This window comes from Candidatus Formimonas warabiya, from assembly GCF_002777255.1.
Taxonomy (GTDB): Bacteria; Bacillota; Dehalobacteriia; order Dehalobacteriales; family Dehalobacteriaceae; genus Formimonas; species Formimonas warabiya.
Window position 1 is genome coordinate 4,095,283 of sequence record NZ_CP017634.1, and the last position, 23,070, is coordinate 4,118,352.

At 47.9% G+C, this 23,070-nt stretch carries 20 protein-coding genes; 18 read left to right on the plus strand and 2 right to left on the minus strand.

Annotation, left to right across the window (positions count from 1 at the left end; translation table 11 throughout):
• Positions 1-66: 66 nt before the first annotated feature.
• On the plus strand, positions 67-531 hold the full coding sequence (locus DCMF_RS18630) for an L-2-amino-thiazoline-4-carboxylic acid hydrolase (RefSeq protein ID WP_148135806.1): 465 nt from the start codon (positions 67-69) through the stop codon (positions 529-531).
• Between the two features lie 38 nt (positions 532-569).
• Here DCMF_RS18630 and DCMF_RS18635 read toward each other — a convergent pair whose 3' ends face one another.
• Positions 570-1,205 (minus strand): MtnX-like HAD-IB family phosphatase, encoded by a 636-nt coding sequence (locus DCMF_RS18635; protein WP_148135807.1) that lies wholly within the window; start codon positions 1,203-1,205, stop codon positions 570-572.
• Between the two features lie 128 nt (positions 1,206-1,333).
• Here DCMF_RS18635 and DCMF_RS18640 point away from each other — a divergent pair, with 128 nt between their 5' ends.
• From DCMF_RS18640 to DCMF_RS18695, 12 genes are all read left to right on the plus strand, one after another.
• Entirely contained in the window at positions 1,334-3,517 is a 2,184-nt protein-coding gene (locus DCMF_RS18640; RefSeq protein WP_236860348.1) for a diguanylate cyclase domain-containing protein, read from the plus strand.
• 234 nt (positions 3,518-3,751) lie between these two features.
• Positions 3,752-4,303 (plus strand): RNA polymerase sigma factor, encoded by a 552-nt coding sequence (locus tag DCMF_RS18645; protein WP_148135809.1) that lies wholly within the window; start codon positions 3,752-3,754, stop codon positions 4,301-4,303.
• Positions 4,300-4,794 (plus strand): anti-sigma factor, encoded by a 495-nt coding sequence (locus tag DCMF_RS18650; protein ID WP_148135810.1) that lies wholly within the window; start codon positions 4,300-4,302, stop codon positions 4,792-4,794. Before DCMF_RS18645 ends, DCMF_RS18650 begins: the two co-directional genes overlap by 4 nt.
• Positions 4,787-5,557 carry a hypothetical protein gene (locus DCMF_RS18655; RefSeq protein ID WP_148135811.1) on the plus strand — a complete coding sequence of 257 codons (771 nt, stop codon included), beginning with the start codon at positions 4,787-4,789 and terminating at the stop codon, positions 5,555-5,557. Before DCMF_RS18650 ends, DCMF_RS18655 begins: the two co-directional genes overlap by 8 nt.
• Positions 5,539-6,450 (plus strand): hypothetical protein, encoded by a 912-nt coding sequence (locus tag DCMF_RS18660; RefSeq protein WP_148135812.1) that lies wholly within the window; start codon positions 5,539-5,541, stop codon positions 6,448-6,450. Before DCMF_RS18655 ends, DCMF_RS18660 begins: the two co-directional genes overlap by 19 nt.
• 149 nt (positions 6,451-6,599) lie before the next feature.
• Complete coding sequence (locus tag DCMF_RS18665; protein WP_148135813.1) at positions 6,600-8,015, plus strand: sodium:solute symporter family protein; 1,416 nt, start codon at positions 6,600-6,602, stop codon at positions 8,013-8,015.
• Complete coding sequence (locus DCMF_RS18670; protein ID WP_148135814.1) at positions 8,008-8,250, plus strand: hypothetical protein; 243 nt, start codon at positions 8,008-8,010, stop codon at positions 8,248-8,250. The genes DCMF_RS18665 and DCMF_RS18670 overlap by 8 nt, the downstream gene beginning before the upstream one ends.
• Positions 8,234-8,761: a hypothetical protein gene (locus tag DCMF_RS18675; RefSeq protein ID WP_148135815.1), complete on the plus strand. Its 528-nt coding sequence runs from the start codon at positions 8,234-8,236 to the stop codon at positions 8,759-8,761. The genes DCMF_RS18670 and DCMF_RS18675 overlap by 17 nt, the downstream gene beginning before the upstream one ends.
• 48 nt (positions 8,762-8,809) lie before the next feature.
• The gene (locus DCMF_RS18680) at positions 8,810-10,279 is read left to right on the plus strand and encodes a trimethylamine methyltransferase family protein (RefSeq protein ID WP_148135816.1); all 1,470 of its coding nucleotides are present in this window, start codon (positions 8,810-8,812) and stop codon (positions 10,277-10,279) included.
• A gap of 209 nt (positions 10,280-10,488) precedes the next feature.
• Complete coding sequence (locus tag DCMF_RS18685) at positions 10,489-11,823, plus strand: PocR ligand-binding domain-containing protein (protein WP_148135817.1); 1,335 nt, start codon at positions 10,489-10,491, stop codon at positions 11,821-11,823.
• 15 nt (positions 11,824-11,838) lie between these two features.
• Positions 11,839-12,504: a cobalamin B12-binding domain-containing protein gene (locus DCMF_RS18690; RefSeq protein WP_236860062.1), complete on the plus strand. Its 666-nt coding sequence runs from the start codon at positions 11,839-11,841 to the stop codon at positions 12,502-12,504.
• Between the two features lie 80 nt (positions 12,505-12,584).
• The gene (locus DCMF_RS18695) at positions 12,585-14,003 is read left to right on the plus strand and encodes a trimethylamine methyltransferase family protein (RefSeq protein WP_148135818.1); all 1,419 of its coding nucleotides are present in this window, start codon (positions 12,585-12,587) and stop codon (positions 14,001-14,003) included.
• A 165-nt stretch (positions 14,004-14,168) separates the two neighbouring features.
• Here DCMF_RS18695 and DCMF_RS18700 read toward each other — a convergent pair whose 3' ends face one another.
• On the minus strand, positions 14,169-15,626 hold the full coding sequence (locus tag DCMF_RS18700) for a metallophosphoesterase family protein (RefSeq protein ID WP_148135819.1): 1,458 nt from the start codon (positions 15,624-15,626) through the stop codon (positions 14,169-14,171).
• A 523-nt stretch (positions 15,627-16,149) separates the two neighbouring features.
• On the opposite strand from DCMF_RS18700, the gene dnaK reads away from it, so the two are divergent.
• The 5 genes from dnaK to DCMF_RS18725 all read left to right on the plus strand — a co-directional run bounded on the left by dnaK (position 16,150) and on the right by DCMF_RS18725 (position 22,880).
• Positions 16,150-18,012, plus strand: coding sequence for a molecular chaperone DnaK (gene dnaK / locus DCMF_RS18705; protein WP_148135820.1), 1,863 nt, complete (start codon positions 16,150-16,152; stop codon positions 18,010-18,012).
• Between the two features lie 38 nt (positions 18,013-18,050).
• On the plus strand, positions 18,051-19,034 hold the full coding sequence (locus tag DCMF_RS18710; RefSeq protein WP_148135821.1) for a DnaJ C-terminal domain-containing protein: 984 nt from the start codon (positions 18,051-18,053) through the stop codon (positions 19,032-19,034).
• A 1-nt stretch (position 19,035) separates the two neighbouring features.
• Positions 19,036-19,359, plus strand: a complete 324-nt coding sequence (locus DCMF_RS18715) for a chaperone modulator CbpM (protein ID WP_148135822.1) — start codon at positions 19,036-19,038, stop codon at positions 19,357-19,359.
• 16 nt (positions 19,360-19,375) lie between these two features.
• Positions 19,376-21,997, plus strand: a complete 2,622-nt coding sequence (clpB, locus tag DCMF_RS18720) for an ATP-dependent chaperone ClpB (RefSeq protein ID WP_148135823.1) — start codon at positions 19,376-19,378, stop codon at positions 21,995-21,997.
• A 172-nt stretch (positions 21,998-22,169) separates the two neighbouring features.
• Positions 22,170-22,880, plus strand: a complete 711-nt coding sequence (locus DCMF_RS18725) for a glutamine amidotransferase (RefSeq protein ID WP_148135824.1) — start codon at positions 22,170-22,172, stop codon at positions 22,878-22,880.
• Positions 22,881-23,070 lie beyond the last annotated feature (190 nt).

The window sequence follows — 23,070 nt, forward strand, 5'->3', positions numbered from 1 at the left end:
ACTTGAGAAAGGAAAAAAACAAAATCAGCCGAATTAATAACATAGTTCACCAAGGAGGGATGATCAATGAGTAATATTAGAAGTACGGATGATCCTGGTGTGCGTTTTGCAAAACTAATGGCAGAACTGTATTATTTTATGGGTCAAGAGATGGTGGCCCAATTGGGGGAGGAAAAGGGAAAAGAAGCCATTCTTGCAGCTGTGCGTAAATTTGGGGAAGCCCGGGTGAAGGCCATGAAAGAAGAAGCCCGTGATCTGGGCCTGGAAGCCCATGGTACGGAAACCTATCGCAGGGTGCGGGATATGCCGGGAACCGGATGGAAGACCAACCCGGAAAATCCTTTGGAAATTACTTATTGTCCCATGTGTGAGGCCTGGGAGCAATTTGGGAGCGCAGGTCGGGAACTGGGTTACCTGTACTGCCAAATTGATCATGTTTTATACGGCGGGTTCGGAGTCCGGATGGAACGGCCCTTGTGCCGGGCAAAAGGTGACGGGGCCTGTCTTTTCCTCCTGAACGAAAAAGGATAAGGAAAACAGCCGTAAAATAGCCTGCCCGGGAACCGGTTTTAAGAATGGTTCATCCAGCCCATAACATCTGAAAAATCTTGGAACGGCATGGCCGGGATGTGATTCTCCCGGCAATATAAGAGAAGGTTGTTTTTGGCAAAAATTAAATCAGTGGTTTGACTGGCACAAAAGTCCGAACAGCCGTCTCCAATATAGATCGTTTGGCAATGGGGCTTCGTTAACGAGGCGATCAGGCTTTTTTTGCACGTGCCGCATTGACCGCACCGGTCATTGAGGTGGGGAAAGTTCACGAGAAAATGGTTGTTGGTAATTGTCATCTCATTGGCGCAAATCGGCAAATGCCCCAGATGGTGTTTGCCCAGGATGTAGTTGATGTTTAAGTCGTAGCCGTCGCTGAGAATAAAAATTTCGTTTTCTTTTTCGGCGCATAAGTGAACAAAATCGCCAAAATAAGGGTCAAGCTCAACCGTGTCCAGCAGATGATAAAAATCCTCCGCAGTGGTATCCATTAGTTTTAGCGTCTCTTGGGCACATGCGACGGTAGAAATCTTGCGCTGTTCCCATTGTTCGTTAAGTTCCTTCCACCCATCCCGGCAAAAAGCCTGGGTAAAGTAATCGACGGTATCCTGCTTGGTAATGGTGCCGTCAAAATCGATAAAGAATATTTTTTTCATAACAGTGATTGTCCTTACATTTTGATTACCTTTCTGTTTTTGATTATAGTGGATGAAAACAAATCATGTCAATCAGTCCATTTCATTTCACAATTTGACAGGCGGAAAAGAAAGGGGGGAACCCCGTGATGGAGTCAGATGCACAAGAGATGTTAGATTTGTCACCTTTGCCTCTTTGTGTCATACAAAATGGTTTGTTCCGGTACGCGAACAGAAGCATGGTGCAATTGAGCGGATATTTATGGGAAGAAATGAGCCATTTGACTTTAGAGAAACTTATTTTTCCCGGGGACCTTTTTTCCGTGCACAGATGGATTGCTGAGCCTGGAAATCAAGAACAAATTGAGGGGGAGCAGATCCGGTTTCGCTTATTAAATAGCAGGGGACAAGTTATTCAAGTGGTAGGTTTTTTTCGACGGATTGCTTTTCAGGGAGCCCCTGGTGTTCTTTGCCAAATTATGGAGGAGACGGAATTTGCCCATGGGGAAAATAATGGTGTTCATCCTCTTGAAGCCATACGCTTGCGGGAGGTTTTTGACTATTTAAGCTGTGCGGTTGCGGTCTATGAAGCAGTGGCAGACGGGGATGACTTTGTTATAAAGGACTTTAATCTGTCGGCAGAAAGAATTGATAAAATAGAGAAGAAAGTTGTGATGGGAAAACCCCTTTCCTATGTTTTCCCGGAAATTAAAAAGTGGGGGCTCTTTGAAGTTTTTCAAAGAGTGTGGCGCACAGGAAAAGCGGAGCATATTCCCAGGTATATTTATCAGGATGCCCGGACGGTAGGCTGGAGAAATACGTACGTATTCAAACTGGGCACAGGAGAACTCGTCTCTGTTTATGATGATATTACCCAATGTAAACAAGCGGAAGAAGTATTGAAAGACAGTGAAAAGAGGTTTCGGGAGATTTTTTCCCAATCTCCGATCGGCATTGCCATCTATAATGGAGACGGCCAGTTAATGGATGCCAATAAAGCCTGCCTGGATTATTTTGGCTTGCCCGGTGTGGATGCGGTAAAGGGAAAGGAATTACTCAATAATTTCCATATTCCTAAGCAGCTCAGAAGCCAGTTGCTGGATGGGGAAACGATTAAATTTGTCACAGATATTAGCTTTGACAGACTAAGAAAAAAGTACACTTTTCCCACAACGAAATTGGGGCGATGCTATTTTGACTTTCTGATCACTCCTTTGAAAACGGAACGGAATACCTGTTATGGATTCTTAATGCAGGTGCAGGATATTACGGCCCAAAAGCTGGCAGAGGAACAACTGAAATATTTAAGCCTCCATGATTCTCTCACCGGCAGTTTTAACCGGGCCTACTTTGACCAGGAGATGAAAAGAATCGAAGAAAGCAGGCTGGACTCCGTGGGTATCATTATGTTTGATATCGACGGGCTGAAGCTGGTTAACGATACCTTGGGACATAACGCCGGGGATGCTCTTCTGGTGGCAGGAGCCAATGTGATCAAGAGATGTTTTCGGGCCGGAGATATTATTGCCCGGATCGGGGGAGATGAATTTGGGGTCATTCTTCCCAACAGTGACCAGGCAGCTGCCGAAACCGGCTGCCAGCGCGTGCAGGATGCTGTTTCCTGTCACAATGCCAACAATCCGGAGCTTCCTTTAAGCATTTCCATGGGATATGCCGTAAGCTCCGATGTGAAGAACACGGCCAATTTGCTGAAACAAGCGGATGATAATCTTTACCGGGAAAAATTGTACCGCCGGCAAAATGCCCATAATGCCGTGATCCAGACCCTCATGGAAGCGCTGAAAACGAAGGATTTCTTTACCCAAGGGCATGCGGAACGTTTAGCCCTGCTTGCCGAGAAGTTTGCCCAGTTTTTGGATCTGGGTCAAACCACCCGGAATCATCTGCATCTTTTGGCTCAGTTTCATGACATTGGAAAAGTGGGGATTTGCGATTCCCTGCTGTTTAAAACGGAGGCTTTAACTCCGGAAGAAGAAACGGAAATCCAACGGCATTGTGAAATCGGCCACCGGATTGCTCTTTCCGCACCCGGACTGGCTTCTGTGGCCGATCTGATTCTGAAGCATCATGAGTGGTGGAACGGAGAAGGCTATCCTTTAGGATTAAAAGGGGTGGCCATACCTTTTGAATGCCGTGTCTTCAGCATTCTTGATGCCTTTGATTGCATGATCAGCGACCGGTCGTACCGGAAGGCCATGCCTGTTCAGGACGCCATCAAAGCGTTGATTTTAGGATCAGGTACTCAGTTTGATCCTTTTCTGGCCAACTCCTTTGTAGAATTTGTGGAGCGGGAGTTGAAGACTACCTCCTAAAGGAAAACGAAACCGGGCAGGAGTCGCCATGAGAGAACCGGCGCAGGCAACCTGAGTGAAGGACCGGCAGGGAAAGAACCCTTATGACCGGGAAGCATTCTCAATAATAAGCTGTCCCCTATTGATGGCTTTGAACCACGATAGGGGCATTTATTTTTTATTTAGGATGATTTTATTGCAGTGTTTTCTCCTGTTTCAACGTCTTTTAATATGAGAGAGGAAAGGAGGGGGGCCATGGATTTTGAAGAACAGCTGATCCGGCAAATATTGACCGGAGAAGAAGAGGCCTTTCGGCTGTTGGTAGAAAAATACAAGGCATACGTTTTTGCCGTCATCTTTAGCTTTGTTCAGGAGAAAGATCAAGCGGAAAACGTAGCCCAGGAAGTGTTCCTCCAGGTATTCCGCTCCCTTCCCCAGTATCGGTTTCATAGTTTTAAGTCTTGGATTGGAAAAATTGCCGTCAGGAAGGCGATTGACTGGCGGAGAGCCAGGGTGCGTTTATCCCGGGAAGAATTTAGCGGGGATCCCGGAACTGCGGGGGAAAGGGTTTGGGCCTTGACGCCGTCTCCGGAAGATATTTTTTTCCAAAAAGAGCAAGAAGCCAGGGTCCGAAAGGTTTGTGGCAGGTTACCGGAGATCTACGGCAATGTATTAATTAAATTTTATTTTCAGGAAAAAAGCTATCAGGAAATTGCCAAAGAAGAGGGGACAACGGTGAAAACGGTGGAATCCCGGTTGTACCGGGCCCGGATTTTATTTCGCAAGAAATGGGAGGAAGGGGCATGATGAGGCATTTTAGTGATGAGGAATGGCTCGTTTTTAAAGAGGGGATGGTTCCCCCGGATCTGGGACAGAAGATGGAAAATCATCTGGTAGAATGTGACCGGTGCCGGGAAAGATTTCTGATGTTATTTGGGGACAAGGAAATCGGTGCCGCAGAAACCCTGTTGTCAGAGGATTTCACAGACCGGGTTCTGGATGCCCTGGGGCAAGAAAAAGGACTTTTCCCCAAGGAAAAAAAGAGGGTCTCCCGGCCCAATAAAGACAGTGCCGTTTATTTCGCTGTCGCCGCGGCCATTACCATTCTTCTGATGGGAAGCGGGATCTTCCAATCTCTGGTTGATATAGTCCCTCAGTTTGCTTCTCGGGCCAATGTTCAGGAGCAATGGGCCGGGGAAAAAACCGGAATTGGCTGGTCGGAAAAGCTGGTCGATCAGACGGCAGACTGGATGCAAAATTTTGAAATGCAAGGAAGAGGAGGGTCTTCATTTGACTAAAAAAAGCAAATTTGTGGTGTTTATCCTTTCTTTTATTCCGGGATTGAGCCATCTCTATGTAGAACGCAAAGAACGGGCCGTTATTTTCTTTGGCTTGTTCTTCGGGGTTATTTTTGGGGTGGTGGGGATGTCGGCCATTACCGGCACGGACGACCTTTTAGCAATTCTGGCCCTGGGGTTGCCGGTGATCTGGTTTGCCGCTTTGGTGGATGCCTTTTCCTGGACAAACCGGTCAGGAGAAGAAAAAGATACCTGGGCGGGAGAGGGGCGAAACTTCTCTAACCGGAAATTGATCACCGTGGCCTTGTCCGTAGTGCCCGGAGCAGGACATATGTATTTGGGGCGCCAAAAACAAGGGGTGCAATTGATGAGTGCCTTTTTCTTTACCGCTTTTTTAATGGGCTGGCTGCACATGAGCTTACTTTTATTTGTCTTGCCTGTGCTTTGGTTTTATGCCATCTTTGATGCTTTTCACCAGGTAGAAAAAGAGCAGGGACAGGAGCGGGAGAGTTCCGCTGCCGAGATGGGCATTTTTGATTGGTTGGGGAATTACCCCAAATGGGTAGGCTGGGGACTGATTCTTTTAGGCAGCTTTGTCGTCTTCGACAGAATTGTCTCGCCCTTTCTGTCCTGGGAAATTAAGAATTATATCCAGACCGGGCTGGTTTCTTTGGTTCTGATTTTCAGCGGCATTAAGCTGCTCACCGGAAGTAAGGTCCCGGTAGAAGAGGAGGATGGGGACAAATGCGAAGATGGAGAGTAGGCACCTTATCCATGGGGATGGTGTTAATTGCTGCGGGGGCCTTGCTGTTATTTGCCCAAATCAATCAGGTAAAAGTCTTAAATCAGATCATGAAATGGTGGCCGGCGGTTCTTCTCTTGCTGGGCGGGGAAGTTCTCTGGTATGCCTACCGGGGAAAAGAGGAAAGTCCCAAAGTCAAATATGATGTTTTTAGTATTTTTATCATCTTTATCATTGTCAGTATCAGCATGGTCATTTATGGATTATCGGAAATCGGACTGGTTTCTCAATTTCAGAAAATGGTTTCCGCCCAGAATTTTACCCAGGTTTCCGATCAAACCATTTCCCTGGATAACAGCATCAAAAAAATTGTCGTGGAGTCGGTCCAAGATTCCATGGACGTGCGCTTTACGAAGGAAAAGATGATCAGAGTCCGGAGTACGGCTGATGTGACCGCAGACAACCGGGGCACCGCAGCAGAAATCTTAGGGGATAGTCAGGTCAAGGCGCTAAAGTCCGGGGACACCCTGTATCTTTCTTTTAATAGTGTATCCGCAGGAAGCGATCTGGGCTATCATGCCAGGATCATCCAGCATACTTTGCTGATTCCGGAAGACAGGGCATGGGAGATTCACAATCAAAGCTCTCTAAAACTCTATGCGGATTATTTATCCTCTGACTGTGTGATTGACGGCTCCGGCGATACGGAAATCCGGTTGGGAAAAGAGGCCGACGTCAAGGTTGAAGTATCCTCAGAAGAGCCTCTCCGGTTAGGGGGCAATGTGAAATGGACTGTCTCGGGTGAAGAGAATGGGGAGCAAGGACCCTTTCGGGGGACTTATGTGTGGGGAGCAGGGATGCGGCACCTGAATGTAATTGGCGCAGGACCGGTGGATATTTATCAAATGAATTAAGGAAATCAGACGATCAGAATACCTTGAGGATACTCCTCAGGGTATTTTTTCTTGCCAAGAAAGTACTTGAAAACCAAAGAATTTACCAAGGAGTATTCGAACCGGATCACAAATTTTATTGTTCAGATAATAAAAACGGGGGTGAATATATGTTGCTGACAACCATTGATACAGTGACCATTATTCTTTATGCCGCTCTAGTTGTGGGAATCGGTTTTTTCTTTTTTAGCAAGATTTCCAGTATGGAGGATTTTTACTTGGCTGGGCGCAAACTTCCCTTATCTTTAACTGTGGGAACTTTAATGGCTACTTGGTATGGGGCAAGCGGCACCATTGCGACTGCTGAATATGCCTTTGCCTATGGTTTATCCTGTTGGGTAGTGTGGTGTATCCCCGCCCATTTGTCCCGTATTCCGCTGGCTCTATGGATTGCGCCTAAAGTACGGATGTCAGATGGGGTGACCATGCCTGATTTGATTGAAAAGCTTTATGACAAAAGGACCGCAATTGTTTCTACGATTATGCTGTTGTTTTATTGTACCGTAGTTTATGAAGTGACTGCATTGCAGGTATTGGGTAACAGCGTCTGGCAGATCAACGGTTTTTGGTTTGCAGCGGCTTGTGTAGGCATTGTCGTCATTTATACCATGCTGGGCGGCCTATTATCGGTGGCTGTGACCGATATGGTACAAATGGTATTCATGGTAGTAGGACTCTGTATCGCTTTGCCTTTCGCCTGGGCGGACACCGGGGGATGGGCCAATATTCTCAACGGGCTATCTCAGCAGGGAGCCTCGGATATTTTAGCCCCTCTGGGGGGCATGTCTCCTTTTAAAATGATTACCTTGGTGATTTTAGGGCTATGCGCTTACTCGGATCCGACTTATTATCAACGGTTTTCTGCCGCCGATTCCCAGCGTACGGCACGGCGAGGGTTTTTAATCTGTCTCTCTTTATGGATTTCTTTTGATATTTGTTTAACCATGATGGGGATTATTGCCCGGGTGCAGTATCCTAATCTGGTGCCTGGCACGGCTTACTTAACCTTAAGCTTGACTTACCTGCCCCCCATATTAAAAGGTTTATTTATTGCCGGAATTCTCGGTGCGATCATGTCCACCCTTGATTCATATTATTTGATTGGCGGTACCACCATGGCCCGGGATATATACACGAAAATATTTAATCCAAAGGCGTCGGATAAACAAATTGTCAACTGGACCAGAGTAGGCGTTCTGCTCATGGGCATTATCGGCGTTTTGCTGGCGGGACAATTCACGATGGTGGCGGATGCCTGGGTGTTCATCGGTGGTCTTTGGATTGCCGCTTCCGTGGTACCGGTTGTGGGCGGACTCTTTTGGCCCTATAGAAGAACGGCTATGGGCGGATTGCTGTCCATGCTGATTGGGGGCGGCACCGTAGCTCTTTGGAAGATATTAGGCAACCCCTATGGGATTGACGGTTTGCTAATCGCCTTCCCCTTGTCCTTTGCCTGCTTTCTAATCGGAAACCAGTTCGGACAGAACCTGACGATAAAAAAAGAAGGTGGTGTTACTCATGTCTAATAAGGAAAACCCCCAATCCATTGGCGCTGTGGAATGGACTTTAGTGATACTGTTTTTTGTAATTGTCGTGGCGGTATACTGGGGTTTAAAGGCGAGAAACGATCTTCTCATCGGATATGTGATGCCGATTGGACTGATTGTGGTTATTTGCTACTTGGGGATTCGATATTTATTTGAGCAAAGAGCGATGCTGAAGGCCATAAAGGAGTTTCAAAAACATGACGATCTCAGTTAGCCCATTGACCATGCCTGAGGAGGCTGCCTGGTTGGTGGCGCAAAAGAAAGGCGGGTGGATCGGCAGGCTCATCGTCCGCAAGGCCTTTAGCGAGATGGAGTTGACCTACTTTCCTTTTTATAAAGTGACCTTGGAAATCGGCTTGGAGGCAAGGAAATTTCCTTTTGCGCCCAAAACTAAGTTTAATTCGCAAATCAATGTCTTGGTGAGCGGTACCACCGGGCAGGCCTCCATCATCGATAAATTTCCCCGGCTGGAAAAGATCAATGAGGAGAATTCTCCTACCGTGGATCCATCCATACCAGAAGAAAAAATCGTGGAGTCGGCAACAAAGTGTGCCAATAAATTCGTGGTCAGAAGGGCTCGGGCAGTGCCGGCAATTAGGGGCGTACAAAGTGAACTGGTTTTCCGGCCTTATTGGGTAGCCTTCTACGGAGAAAGAGTAGAAGGAAGCAAAATACATTACCTGCCCATTCAGGCGGATGGCTTTAATGTGGCCACGGCAACATAAGTTAGTCTATTAAACAGAGCAGAAGAATAACATAATAGGAGGCAATTTATGATCAACCAATATTTTAACCATGCACCCAAATATTTCACCTGGACCGATGACCAGCTAAAAGTTTTGCACCTGGCTTCATTGGAAATTCTGGAACGGACGGGGGTACGGGTCTACGATGAAGAGGCGTTGAAGTTATTAAAAGAGGCAGGAGCTTATGTATCAGGCGACTTGGTAAGAATTCCCGCCTGGCTGGTGGAAGCGGCTATTGCCAGCGCTCCGGAAAGAATTGTGTTGAGAAACCGGTGTGGGGAAAGGAAGGTACGCCTTGAGGAAGGAGTATGCAATTTTGGCTTAGGGACAGATTTACCTTATTTTGTAGATCCCTATTCCAACCAGATCCGGGAAACCACCATTGAAGATGTAGAAAACGTGGCAAAGTTTGCGGAAGATGCACCTAACTTGGATTTTGTAGCTTGCCTTGGGGTAGCCCATAATGTGACAACTCAACTGGCGGACCTTTACCACTTAAAAGCGACCGTTTCTTATTGTTCCAAACCGGTGTTAACGACAGCAACGGATTATGATAATTTGAAGGCCTTAATCGATATGTCGGCTGTTTTAGTCGGAGGATACGAGGAGTTAAAAAGAACACCTACTTTTGTTTTATACGCCGAGCCCATTTCTCCCTTGATCAATAGTAAGGAAGCTGTTCAAAAATTGTTGCTTTGTGCAGAATATGGCATTCCTGTTACCTATGCTTCCGGAGTGATTGCCGGGGCCACAGGCCCGGCAACTGTGGCCGGCTCATTGGCCTTAGGCAATGCGGAAGGGTTGGCCGGCTTGGTGATGCACCAATTAAAATGTAAGGGAGCCCCCTTTATCTATGGCCTGGTCTTCTCGGTGATGGATATGCATTCGGCGGTAAGCTGTTATGGGGGCCCGGAACTGCCTTTGGGCCATACCATCGTAGGCCAATTGGGCAAGTTTTACAAGCTGCCTACCTATGGCACTTCCGGATGCAGCGATGCTTGCGAGATTGATGCCCAGGCCGGCATGGAGTCGGTTTATTCCACGATGATGGCCGCCCTGAGCGGGACAAACCTGGTCCATGACAACGGGTACTTAGGCTCCGGGCTGGTAGGAAGCCTGGAAAAAATATTATTGGATGATGAAAGTGTGGCTTTTGTGAAAAGGTTTATGGAGGGCATTGAGCTGTCGGAGGATACCCTGGCTTTGGATCTGATTCATCAGGTGGGTCCGGGAGGTCATTATTTAAAAGAAGAACATACCTTTACCCACTATAAAAAGGAAACCTGGTATCCCAGATTTTTAAACAGAAAACACTTTGAAAACTGGCTGTTGGAGGGTAGGAAAACTACGAAAGACTTAATTCATGACAAGGTTCTAAAATTGTTGGCGGCGAAACGGCCCCGGATGATTACGGAAAAGCATATTGACGCCTTGGATGAAATCATCAAGGAAAATGAAGAAAGGGTAAAAAAATTAGGACCAGTCTCTGGTTTTTGATAGGCATGGCGTCAACAAAAGTTGACGCCTGTTCTATCACCAGGAAGGAAAGAAAGTCCATATATTCGTCTATTTTGGTAAATTTTATAAAGGAATTTCCAGTAACCTTGTTGAAGAATACCCTAGGGGTAATTATCGGACGAATACTTGATATTTTGGGCAGGCCTGAAAAAGTAAACTGTAAAGGCTTATGAAAAGGAGTGCCTGCTATGCGGTTAAAGAGTAAAAAAGATGATGCCACGATTAGTCTCACATCCCGGAGTTCCCGCTTACTGGATTTAGTGGACAAAAATACCTTAAAAAAGCTGCTCCATGCTTTTTCTAATGCCACCGGGCTCCGGGCGGATATTGTTGATATCAAGGGTAAGTCCATATTTGGCATCTCTGACGTCCAAAAAAGCTGCCGGTTTTGCCAATTAATCTGGCAGTATCAGCATGGGGCGGCACGTTGCCAGGCTGCTTATGCCCGGGCCGGAGAGGAGGCCGCTAAATACGGTGAGCCTTACATTTTTCGCTGTCCGGCAGGTCTGATTGAATGGGCTGCTCCTATCATCATTGAGGGAGAACATCTTGGTTCCATTATTTGCGGGCAGGTACTCATGTGGGAACCGGAGGAGTTCTTTTGGGTCGAACTTGAATCCATGAACAAATGTCTGGAAATTGATCTTACTTCCTTGATGGAGGCAGCGAAAGAATTAGAAATTGTATCGGGAAAAAAGGTCCAGGCGGCTGCGGAACTGCTATTCGTCACAGCGAATTATATCATGCGGGCAGGATGGGAGAGCTTGTGCCATCGAAAGGAAATAGTACGCCAACAGGCGATGTTGGCTGACGAAATCACTGCCAAGAAACACCTGGAGGCCCAGCTTAATGGGGAAAATGCTACCAACCTGGATAATTGTTTAAAAAAAGAAAGGGAATTAATCAGCAAAGTAAAGTTGGGGGACAGGGAAACCGCAAGGAAAATTCTGGGGAGCCTGCTTGTGGACATTCTGGTGGTTGGTGTGGGTAACCTTCCCTTAATTAAGGCGCGGATTATAGAATTGATGGTAGCACTATCCCGGTCGGCTGTAGAAAACGGCTCCGATTTGCAGGAGGCATTAGATATCAATGCCGGATTGGTAGAGTCTATTGTACAGGCGGAAGCAACTGAGGAGATAGCCGATTTTGCTCTCCGGGGGTTACAGCAGTATATGGATTGCCAAATTAAAATCAAACATATCAAGAATCCGCACATCATTCATCAGGTGAAGCAATATGTCAGGGAGAACATTTTTTTAGATCTGTCCTTAGAATTGATCGCTCAATCTGTCTACTTAAATCCTTCTTATCTTAGTAAATTGTTCAAAGAAAACCAGGGTATCACCCTTATGGATTATGTCACAAAGGTGCGCATGGAAGAAGCGAAGAAGCTTTTAGGGAATCCTAAATACCATATCGATGAAATTTCCAGTAAATTAGGATTTGCCGACCCCAGCTATTTTTCCAAAGTATTTAAACGCTGTGAAGGGATGTCCCCCAGGCAGTTCCGACAAAGGATATAACAGGAGTGAATAAGGGTGGAGCCAATTCTGACGAAAATTCGGGAAGCGATGAAAAATGGAGATGCCGGGCAGACGCAAAATTTAACCAGTAATGCCCTTTCATTTGGTATTTCTCCTTCTGCAATCATCAAACAGGTACTCGAACCTACCATGCAGGAAATCGGAGAGAAATTTAAAAAAGACGAGGTTTTTATTCCCGATGTCTTAATGTCATCCCGGGCCATGCATGCCAGCTTGTATGTTTTAAAGCCTTTAATTTCCCGGCCCATTATATCAGGGCGGGGAAAGGTTGTTTTAGGTACTGTTGCCGGAGACTTGCATGATATTGGAAAGAATATGGTAGGGATGATGCTAGAGGGTGGGGGATATGAAGTGATAGATATTGGCATTGATGTTCCTGTTTCCGAGTTTGTATCTGCCGTCAAAAAGAATAAGCCGGGCATTTTAGGGATATCAGCTGCCTTAACAACTACAATGGGGAAAATCTATGAAGTGATCAATGAAATAGAGGAGAAGAACCTCCGTCATAATTTAACCATCATCGTGGGCGGAGCACCTGTTTCAGCGGTTTATGCCCAAAAAGCAGGAGCCGACGGTTATTGTGCGGATGGGTGCAAAGTAGTGAGTCTGCTTGATAGCTTGATGCATACACGCAAAAACTTTCGGAAGGTTTACCGGTAGCGTTAGACGGAAGATACGGTAAACCGGGTATCCCGTTGCTATGCCCCAAGTTTGCTTAAGAAGGCAGGTGAAAAAATTCTATGGATAATAGAGACAGATTGTTGCCTTTACGCAAAGAAGAAATTGAGTTGGTTCACCACAAGTCTCTAGAGGTTATGGATAAAACAGGCATGTGGTTCCAGTCTTCCCGGGCCAGGGAAATCTTTCAAAAGCATGGGGTTAGAGTGGAGGGAGAATTTGTTTATTTTACGGAAGACCAAATTCAGGATGCCCTAAAAACTGTTCCGCCCAAATTTACCTTATTAGCCAGAAATTCTGCGAGAAATATGCCTGTGGGGGAAGGATACTTTGCCTTTGGACCCAGCGGGGGTTCGCCATTTATTCTGGATTATGACGGTACCATGCGGGTAAGTACCAGTGAAGATTATGAGAACTCTCTAAAACTAACCCAAATGTTGGATTGTGTTGATTTTAACCGGGAATTGGTGGCGTCCGGAGGGGATATTGCAGCCGATAATATTCTTTTATATGAACTTTTCGCCTCTATAAAAATGACGGATAAACCGTTGGACTGTACCTTGGCAGAGGGTGTGGGCCTGCTTGCCATCCTTTTTGGTATTAGTAAAGAGAAAATGAAGGACACCGGCCAAGGAATAGCCTATGCCATCGGTACAGCCAACCCGCTTTCACCTTTGGGCATGTCTGCCCATGAAAGTGATACCCTGATCGATATTTGTCGGTATAACGTAGCTGTGGCAATATCTCCTATGCCTATGGCGGGTATGACCGCACCAAGCACCTTGCCGGGTCTGCTGATCACGCAAAACTGTGAGATTCTTGGCGCCCTCGTTCTATCCCAACTCGTAAACCCGGGGTGTCCGGTATTATATGGCTGCATTGGAACGATTACCAACATGAGAAACGCCTGTGCGCCTATTGGCGCTCCAGAAGCCCGGCTAATAGAATATGCTTCTGCTCAGTTAGCTTCCTGGTATGGTGTTCCTGCCCGGGGAGACGTGGGACTTTCTGATGCCAATTGCCTTGATTTTCAGGCAGGGGCAGAATCGGCGTTTCATTTTGTCAATGCGGTGCGCAACGGACTGCACCTCTTACCCGGTTTGGGCGCAATGGGCAGTTGGAACATTGGCTCATTAGAAAAGATGGTATTAGATGCCGAACTTGCCGCATACACAAAAAGGTTGCTTCGGCCTTTGGAATTCTCCGAAGAGAACATGGCTGTTAGTCTTATTAAAAAAGTTGGCCCAAGAGGTTCTTTTATTGCGGAAGAGCATACTTTTCATCATTTCCGCCGGGAATTCTATGACTCGGTTCTATTCTCCCGTATTCCCTATGAGAATTGGGAACAGCAAGGGAAAAAGGATGTTTTGGATAACGCCCATAAAAAAGTGAGAGAGATGTTAAACGACTATCAGCCCCCTGACTTGGAAGGATCCCTGGAAAAAGATCTGGAAAAGTATACGGACACGCATTATGTGTGAAAAGAGATTGGCCGAAAATGTCGGCTTTACCCTAATTAGCCTGGGGACCGATTGGTGTTGAGGAGTTTTACTCGTTCCGGATGCTAATCCTTTGGCCCATTTCCCACGCTAAAATTCTGTGGGCAAATGGACCTTTTTTAGCATGATCGTAATCAGACCTTTCCCTTACTGTCCCTTGGAAGCCGTAGTAACAGAGGCCCTTTCCGGATTACTCCCTTCTTCCAGGTGCCGTTTGAGAGAAAAATTTTGAGAAGCAAGATCATATTGGACAAAATCTGTCGCTATAGCCCCTTGATCGGTGCTGTAATGCAAAATTACGGCAGAATAAGGGATATTATTTTTTGCATACAGGCCCCGCATTCCGGCAGCACCGGTGGTGCCCGGGTTAATTAATAGGGTACCGTCTTTCAGGATCTCCCGTGCTTGCAGATGGGTGTGGCCGCTAATCAGCAAAGAAGCGCTGCCGGCCAGCTTGCGGGATATTTGGGGATTATGCATCACCAGGATATCCGGGCGGCCCTCTTTCTGGATGGTTTCTAAAGCGTTTTCCGCGGTGGAATTTACCACTTCGGCCCACGCATCGGCATCCTTGATCTCCACCGCCGGGTCAGACGAGAGAGGATCAGGTATTCCTAAGATACGGATTCCTTGAAAAGTTTTGGTCTGCCCTTGCAGTACCACCACATTGGGCAGAGTCTTCATATAGGCTACCATTTCTTCAGTTTCATGATTTCCCGGGCAAAACAGATAAGGTATGCCCAGCTTGCTGACCTCGTCGGCAGTTTGGATTTCCAAATGGGAGCCGAAATCTGTTAAATCCCCGGCATCGATGATAAAATCAATTTTAAAGGACTTGACGAGGGATTTCATTAATTCCACGCCCATGGGATTAGAGTGAAGGTCGCTCACCAGGAGAATTTTTTTCACGCTGCCTTCTTTGCCTAGCGTGCCCAGGTTTGCCACCGATTCCGTACTGGCGGCCATGCCTTCTACATTTTCCATTAAAGTCCCGGCTTGACTTTGGATATTTTTTATTTGGGACGCGGAAAGGCTGGCTAGGTGGATAAAATTAGGGGCCTCGGAAATAACGCCGTCATAGTGGGGTTCCTGAAAAGCCTCTGTGTTAAAGGTAAAAAAGCCCAGGAGGAAACAAGCTCCCATCAAGAGCGCGCCCAGCAACCCTGCGCCCAGGGCCGGTTTAAAACGAAGCCGCCAGATAAAAAAGACAAAAAGGAAGGCGCCGAAAAATCCGATGCCTATTTGGCGTAAGGAAAAGTGCACCAGGACCTGGGGAATACTGTCTTGAATATCGTTGACGATTTGGGCCTGAGACTCTTTGGCCAGGTATTTTGTTTGCACCAATTGGGGCCCTACCCGCTCCAGGCGAATGTGCAAGTCCAAGGGACTCACATGGGTTTGGGCGGAAAGGTTGCCGAAAGGGGGAAACTCAATCACAGTTTGCCCCTGCAGGGAAGGAACGGCAAAAATTTTCCAGGTCAGGTCGTGCACCTTGAAAGAGGTGGTGCCGAAAAGGAAGAGGCAAACCAGGATTCCTACCCCGGCAGTAAGAAGAACACCCGCAGCTTTACAGGCCTTGCGGAGCAGATTTTGATCAGGGCGCATAAGATTTACCTCCTCTACTGATGATAAAAAAAGGGCTACCCTTTACAATTTTGTCAAAAATGAAACTGGTTCATCAATTGGCAAAACAGGTAACCCGATCCTAAATCCCAAAACCGCTGTTTTTTCCCGGACCCCGGTAACCGGTAACCCGTACCCGGATCCCGAAAAGCCCCTAGAATTTTCTACTGTATTACCCGTATCTTACAACAAATTTTTTTCCCTTGTCAAAGGTAAAATAAAGCAGGATCAGGTGACCCGGCCCATTCATTTAAAGGTGAAAAAAGGCAAAAAATTTTCAAAAAATGGGAATAATATGCGTAAAATGATCTCAAGCTCTTTCTTTTGACGTCTTGCTAATTCCCACTAATTGGCTCATAATTTGACCTTCTTTGACCTATGTTATATACTATACCCATGACAAAAAGGTGGTGTGCATAGAGGGAAGGCCGGCAATCTGACCATTCCGGCTGTGCGGCTTCAGGGCATACTTATCACCAGATCAAACTTTTAAGGAGGGATTTCCATGGCAAAAGCGATAGGAATCGATTTAGGAACAACGAACTCAGTTGTTGCAGTGGTAGAGGGAGGAAAGCCGGTAGTGATCCCCAATGCGGAAGGTGCCAGGACCACCCCTTCTGTAGTGGCCCTTTCCAAAAACGGGGAACGTCTCGCCGGGCAAATTGCCAAACGGCAAGGGATTATGAATCCTTTGGGCACCATCTATTCCGTGAAACGGTTTATGGGGCGGAAATATGATGAGGTGCTGGGGGAAACGGCCCAGGTTCCCTATCAGGTGGTGAAAGGCCCGGGGGATACGGTGCGTTTTGATATTGACGGTAAGTTGGTTTCTCCCGAGGAAATCAGCGCTCAGATTTTAAGAAAACTGGCGGACGACGCATCCAAATATTTAGGGGAAAAGGTAACGGATGTGGTGATTACGGTACCCGCTTATTTTAATGACGCCCAGCGTCAGGCCACAAAAGATGCCGGAAGGATTGCCGGACTGAATGTATTAAGGATCATCAACGAGCCTACCGCGGCGGCGCTGGCCTACGGGTTGGAAAAGAACAAGAATGAGACGATCCTGGTCTATGATTTAGGGGGAGGAACCTTTGATGTGTCCCTGCTCGATGTGGGGGACGGAATTTTTGAAGTGCGGGCTACCTCCGGGGATACCCATTTAGGGGGAGATGATTTCGACAGGCGTATTGTCCAGTGGATGGCGGATGAATTTAAACAGGCCCAGTTTGTTGACCTGTCCAAGGACCGCCAGGCATTACAGCGTCTTTATGAAGCAGCGGAGAAAGCAAAAGTGGAATTATCCGCGACCAGTGAGGCCCCTATCAGCCTGCCCTTTATTACGGCAGACAACACAGGTCCCAAGCATTTGGAGATGAAGCTGACCAGGGCCAAATTGGAACAATTGATCGGGGATCTGGTGGAAAGAACCAAGGATCCTGTGCACCAGGCCATTGCCGATGCCAAAATCAGTGCCGATGAGATTGACCAGGTGATTTTGGTGGGCGGATCGACCAGGGTACCCGCTGTGCAAGCCCTGGTAAAGGCGATGACCGGAGGTAAAGAGCCCAACATGTCGGTGAATCCGGACGAAGTAGTGGCTGTGGGGGCCGCGATACAGGCGGCGATTATGAAAGGGGAACTGCAGGACGTGGTGCTCCTGGATGTGATTCCTCTATCCTTAGGGTTAGAAACCTTGGGAGGAGTCATGACGAAACTGATTGAAAAAAACACCACCATCCCAGTTCAAAGAACAGAGATTTTCTCTACGGCAGAGGATAATCAGCCCGGTGTAGAAATTGTGGTCTTGCAGGGTGAGCGGGAAATGGCGGCAGATAACCGCAAGCTGGGTCAATTTAAGCTGGAAGGAATAGAGCCGGCGCCCAGGGGCGTGCCCCAGGTGGAAGTGACCTTTGATGTGGATGCTAACGGCATCTTGCATGTATCCGCTCAGGATAAAAAAACCGGGAAGGAACAGAAAATTACCATTAGCGGATCTACCAGCCTATCCAAGGACGACATCGAGCGCATGATCAAAGAAGGGGAGAAAAATGCCGCGGAGGACAAGAAAAAACGGGAATATATTGAAGTAAAAAACCAGGCCGACTCTTTAATCTACCAAACGGAAAAAACACTGGGCACAGCCGGCGAAGTTCCGGTGCATGTGCGGGGAAGGATTCAAGACCTGATCCAGCAATTAAGGGATGCCCTCCAGCAGAATGCCCCCATCGAAAAGATCCGTGCCTTGACAGAAGAACTGGGGCAGGCAGGAATGCAGCTGGCGGAGGCTTCCCCGGAGCAGAAATCTACCGGCCGGCCCGGCCAAAAGGATGATGATGCCATTGATGTTGACTTTACCGAAGCATAAACCGGCTGATCCGGTATTATTCGTCCGGGGGTGGGAAGATGAGTGTTAAATTTGAGGATTATTATCAGGTTTTAGGGGTCCAGAGGGATGCTACACCAAAAGAGATCCAGGCTGCTTTCCGTAAATTGGCCCGTAAGTACCATCCCGACGTAAACAAGGATCCGGAAGCAGAAAAAAATTTTAAAAAAATAAATGAAGCCTACGAAGTATTAAAAGATGAAGAAAAAAGAAAACGCTACGACCAGCTGGGTGCGAACTGGAAAGCGGGGCAGGATTTTACTGCCCCGTCCGGCTGGGAAAATATGCAGGATCATTTTGGCCAGGATGGGAGCCGGGAGTTCCATTTCAGCGGCTCCGGCGATTTCAGCGATTTTTTTGAAATGCTTTTTGGGCGGGCTGCCCCGGGCAGAGGCTTTTATGATTACGCCGGGGAAAAAAGAAATTGGTCCCGCAAAGGTCAGGACCAGGAGTCGGAATTAACGGTTTCCCTGGAAGAAGCTTATTTTGGGGGAACCAGGACCGTAGGGCTGCACATTCTGGAAGAGCAGCCGGACGGTACGGTGGCCACTAACCGCAAAGAGATTCAGGTGAAAATCCCTCCCGGCATCAAAGAGGGCAGCCGGATCCGCTTAAAAGGGCAGGGGAGCCCGGGGTTGAACGGAGGGCCTGCCGGCGATCTGTTCTTTCGCATCAAAATCGCTCCCCATGATAAATTTACCGTCGAGGGATTTGATCTAAAAACGAACATAGAGATATCCCCCTGGGAAGCCATTTTGGGTGCGAAAATTAAGGTGCCTACCATGGAGGGATGGGCGGCAATCAACATCCCGCCCGGAACACAAAACGGCCAGCGTTTTCGTTTGCGGGGCAAAGGGCTGGTGCAGGGAACGGAAAAAGGAGACCTGTACGCGGTGGCAAAAGTGATCATTCCCAGGGATCTGAGCCAGGAAGAGAAGGGTCTGGTGGAACAATTGGCGAAAAAAGCGTCTGCCCGGTCCGGTCGAGAACAGGAGGTATCCTGATATGGAGGAGAAAAAATACCAAATTGTCCTGCTCTGCCAATGCCCCGGTGTTTGGAAAGAAAGCGGCTTAACCGTCGCAGAGGTGGCTTATGAGGCAGGCATTGACCCTGCTCTTGTGCAAAAATTACTTGAACTGGGTTTGATTAATTACCAAGGCAGAATCAGCAACCCGAGAATTTCCCGGTCGGAGGTCACAAAGATCCGGCAGATGGTGCGCCTCCGGCGTGATTTGGGCATTAACTGGTCGGGAGTCAGTCTGGTGCTGGACTTATTGGAAGAGATTCAAGCCCTGCGGGAAGAGATTAAAAAATTACAATCCTGGTAAATAAGGGGGAGATCAGATGGATTTAAACCGTTTAACGCAAAAATCATTAGAAGGAGTGCAGCAGGCGGAGACCAAAGCCCTCAGATACGGCAATACGGAAATCGATTTGGAGCACCTGCTGGCCGCCCTGGTAGAGCAGCAAGACGGGCTGATCCCAAGGGTTCTTCAAAATATGGACATCGCCCCGGAGAATTTTCTCAAGGAGATCGAAAGGATCCTGGACAGCAAGCCCCGGGTCTCGGGACCGGGCCGGGAGCCGGGAAAAATCTACGTGAGCAGATCCGTCAACAATGTGCTGGTGAAAGCGGAAGATGAAGCCAAACGCATGAAGGATGAGTATATTTCTGTGGAGCATTTATTTTTGGCTTTGATTGATGAGGTGAAAGACAGCCGTTTGGGCCGGATTTTTCAAAACTTCAACATCACCCGGGACCGGTTTCTTCAGGCATTGACCGGGGTCCGGGGCAACCAGCGGGTGACCAGCAGTACACCGGAGGAGACCTATGAGGCGCTGACCAAATATGGCCATGATTTGGTTCACGAGGCCCGGACCAACAAACTGGATCCTGTGATCGGCCGGGACAGTGAAATCCGCCACGTGATCAGAATTTTATCCCGGAAAACCAAAAACAATCCGGTGCTCATCGGCGAACCGGGCGTAGGAAAAACCGCCATTGTGGAGGGCCTGGCCCATCGTATCGTCCGGGGCGACGTGCCGGAAGGGTTGAAAGATAAAAAGATTTTCTCCTTGGATATGGGCGCTTTGGTGGCCGGGGCAAAATTCCGGGGAGAATTTGAGGAAAGATTAAAGGCTGTCCTGCAGGAAGTGAAGAAAAGCGAGGGGCAGATTATCCTTTTCATTGACGAGATTCATACCATCGTGGGCGCGGGAAAAGCGGAAGGGTCCATGGATGCGGGAAATATGCTGAAGCCGATGCTGGCCCGGGGCGAATTGCATTGTATCGGGGCCACCACGCTGGATGAATACCGGAAAAATATTGAAAAAGATGCCGCCCTGGAAAGAAGGTTTCAGCCCGTTCTGGTGAACGAACCCAATGTGGAAGACACCATTTCTATTTTACGGGGTTTGAAAGAACGTTTTGAAGTATTCCACGGCGTAAAAATTCATGACAATGCCCTGGTTTCTGCGGCAGTCTTGTCCAACCGTTATATTACGGACCGGTTTTTACCGGATAAAGCGATTGACCTGGTCGATGAAGCCTGCGCCTTAATTCGTACGGAAATCGATTCCTTGCCCGCAGAATTGGATGAGGTATCCCGCCGGGTGATGCAGCTGGAGATCGAAGAAGCGGCGCTCCGGAGAGAAAAGGACCGGGCCAGTCAGGAACGATTGGAACACCTGCAAAAGGAACTGGCCGACCTGAAAGAGAAAATGGCGGCGATGAAATCCCAGTGGGAAAATGAAAAAAACGCCATTCAGGGTGTGCGCAAGCTGAGAGAAGACCTGGAACAGGTGCACCAGGAGATTGCCAAAGCCGAACGGGAATACAACCTGAACAAAGCGGCGGAATTAAAATATGGACGCCTTCCGGAACTGGAAAAGAAATTAAAAGAAGAAGAAAACAAGCTCTCGTCAAGACGGGGCGGCACGCCCTTGTTGCGGGAAGAAGTAAATGATGAGGAAATTGCCCGGATTATTTCCCGATGGACGGGAATTCCCCTCGCCAAATTGGTGGAAGGAGAACGGGAAAAATTGCTCCGGCTGGATGAAATCCTGCACCAGCGCGTGGTGGGCCAGGATGAAGCGGTGGAACGGGTGACCGATGCCATCCTTCGGGCCCGGGCCGGGATTAAAGATCCCAACCGCCCCATCGGCTCCTTTATCTTCCTCGGTCCGACCGGGGTGGGCAAAACAGAACTGGCGAAAACCATTGCCCAGACCCTTTTCGACTCGGAAAACAATATGGTGCGCATTGATATGAGCGAATATATGGAAAGGCATGCGGTATCCCGGTTGATCGGCGCTCCTCCCGGCTATGTAGGCTATGAAGAAGGGGGGCAATTGACCGAGGCGGTGAGGAGAAAGCCTTATGCCGTGATTCTTTTCGATGAAATTGAAAAGGCCCACAACGATGTCTTCAACGTCTTGCTCCAGGTCCTGGACGATGGACGGATTACGGATGCCCAGGGCCGGACGGTGGATTTTAAAAATACCATCATTATTATGACCTCCAATATTGGTTCCGGCTACCTGCTGGACGGCATTGGCAAAGACGGCCAAATTTCCGAACCGGCCCGGCAGCGGGTGATGTCTGAACTGAGGCTCCAGTTCCGGCCGGAGTTTTTGAACCGGGTCGATGATATTATCTTTTTCAAACCCCTTGTGAAAGAGGAGATCGGCCGCATCGTCCACCTGTTGATCCAGGAAATCCAAAAAAGACTGGAAGACCGGCATATTGCTTTGCATCTGACCCCCCAGGCGGTGGACTATATTGTGAGCGGAGGGTTTGATCCGGTATACGGAGCCCGGCCTTTGCGGCGATTCTTGCAGCAGCATGTGGAAACCTTAATTGCCCGGGGGTTAATTGGCGGTAAAATATTCGATGGGGCCAGCCTCGCCGTAGACAGTGACGGTCACGAACTGAAGCTGAGCTGGAAAAATCCCGAGGAAAATTAATGAAGCGCCCTGTTTTATGGAGGACTGAGGCTGGAGAGTTTCTCTCCGGCCTTTATTTTTGGAAAGTTGGGGAAAATAGTCTCCCCTCAAGAAGGAAATAGGCGGAATAAGGAGAAAGAACAATTCTTTATAAGCAAATTAGATAGGCGTAAAACGACAAGGAGTATGTCCCATGGGAAAGCCGCTGATTGTAAAGACGGGAGCCACATTTGATTCCATTAAAAAAGAATATGGGGACTTTGATGATTTTATTGTCAAGAATATGGGGTTAGCCCGTAAGGATGTCTTTGTTTGGCCGGTTTATCAAAAGCTGCCTGCTCCTGAGTGGGAGGATGTTTCAGCCGTGATTATCACAGGCTCCCATTCCATGGTCACGGATAACGAGGATTGGAGTTTAGACCTGTGCACCTGGGTAAAATCCAACCGGTGGAGAAATATTCCTACCCTGGGCATTTGCTATGGTCACCAGCTGATTGCCCGGGCCTTTGGCGGTGAGGTAGGTTATCATCCGGGGGGAAAAGAGCTGGGGACCGTAAAGATCGCATTAACGGAAGAAGGAATCAGGGATCCTTTGCTGGGTGTTCTTCCGGAGGTCTTTGAGGGACATGTGACCCACGCCCAGACGGTATGGGAGCTTCCCCCCCGCGCCCGGATTCTGGCCAGAAATGATTTTGAAAGGCATCAGGCCTTTGTCATTGATGATTGTATTTGGGGAGTGCAATTTCATCCGGAATTTAACGCCGGTATTACGCTGGGATATCTCGAGGAACAGAAGACAGGCATCCTCGAAGGGGGAAGGGATTTTGCTTCTGTGCAGCAGACAGTCCGGGAACACCTTTATGGGAGGATGCTTTTGGAGCGGTTTCTGGAGCTGTCTTTGTAGATCCTACCCCTGTGCCCAAATTTGTTTACCTTTCAAATTTTTGCAAAAAAGGAATAACCCCATCCTCCAAAGGCCTGAAGGGCTTTCTTTTTTTGCAGTTATCCGCAAAACCGAAGCCTCCAAAAACCGTGGTATATTCTTTTTCACACAGGGGAAAATTTATTGAGGTGTAAAAAATCCTGTTGAAAAG

Bases quoted from the DNA above. Each gene is read 5' to 3' on its own strand.
- DCMF_RS18630 (WP_148135806.1), top strand. From the start codon at position 67: ATGAGTAATATTAGAAGTACGGATGATCCTGGTGTGCGTTTTGCAAAA.
- DCMF_RS18635 (WP_148135807.1), bottom strand. From the start codon at position 1,205: ATGAAAAAAATATTCTTTATCGATTTTGACGGCACCATTACCAAGCAG.
- DCMF_RS18640 (WP_236860348.1), top strand. From the start codon at position 1,334: ATGGAGTCAGATGCACAAGAGATGTTAGATTTGTCACCTTTGCCTCTT.
- DCMF_RS18645 (WP_148135809.1), top strand. From the start codon at position 3,752: ATGGATTTTGAAGAACAGCTGATCCGGCAAATATTGACCGGAGAAGAA.
- DCMF_RS18650 (WP_148135810.1), top strand. From the start codon at position 4,300: ATGATGAGGCATTTTAGTGATGAGGAATGGCTCGTTTTTAAAGAGGGG.
- DCMF_RS18660 (WP_148135812.1), top strand. From the start codon at position 5,539: ATGCGAAGATGGAGAGTAGGCACCTTATCCATGGGGATGGTGTTAATT.
- DCMF_RS18665 (WP_148135813.1), top strand. From the start codon at position 6,600: ATGTTGCTGACAACCATTGATACAGTGACCATTATTCTTTATGCCGCT.
- DCMF_RS18670 (WP_148135814.1), top strand. From the start codon at position 8,008: ATGTCTAATAAGGAAAACCCCCAATCCATTGGCGCTGTGGAATGGACT.
- DCMF_RS18675 (WP_148135815.1), top strand. From the start codon at position 8,234: ATGACGATCTCAGTTAGCCCATTGACCATGCCTGAGGAGGCTGCCTGG.
- DCMF_RS18680 (WP_148135816.1), top strand. From the start codon at position 8,810: ATGATCAACCAATATTTTAACCATGCACCCAAATATTTCACCTGGACC.
- DCMF_RS18685 (WP_148135817.1), top strand. From the start codon at position 10,489: ATGCGGTTAAAGAGTAAAAAAGATGATGCCACGATTAGTCTCACATCC.
- DCMF_RS18695 (WP_148135818.1), top strand. From the start codon at position 12,585: ATGGATAATAGAGACAGATTGTTGCCTTTACGCAAAGAAGAAATTGAG.
- DCMF_RS18700 (WP_148135819.1), bottom strand. From the start codon at position 15,626: ATGCGCCCTGATCAAAATCTGCTCCGCAAGGCCTGTAAAGCTGCGGGT.
- dnaK (WP_148135820.1), top strand. From the start codon at position 16,150: ATGGCAAAAGCGATAGGAATCGATTTAGGAACAACGAACTCAGTTGTT.
- DCMF_RS18710 (WP_148135821.1), top strand. From the start codon at position 18,051: ATGAGTGTTAAATTTGAGGATTATTATCAGGTTTTAGGGGTCCAGAGG.
- DCMF_RS18715 (WP_148135822.1), top strand. From the start codon at position 19,036: ATGGAGGAGAAAAAATACCAAATTGTCCTGCTCTGCCAATGCCCCGGT.
- clpB (WP_148135823.1), top strand. From the start codon at position 19,376: ATGGATTTAAACCGTTTAACGCAAAAATCATTAGAAGGAGTGCAGCAG.
- DCMF_RS18725 (WP_148135824.1), top strand. From the start codon at position 22,170: ATGGGAAAGCCGCTGATTGTAAAGACGGGAGCCACATTTGATTCCATT.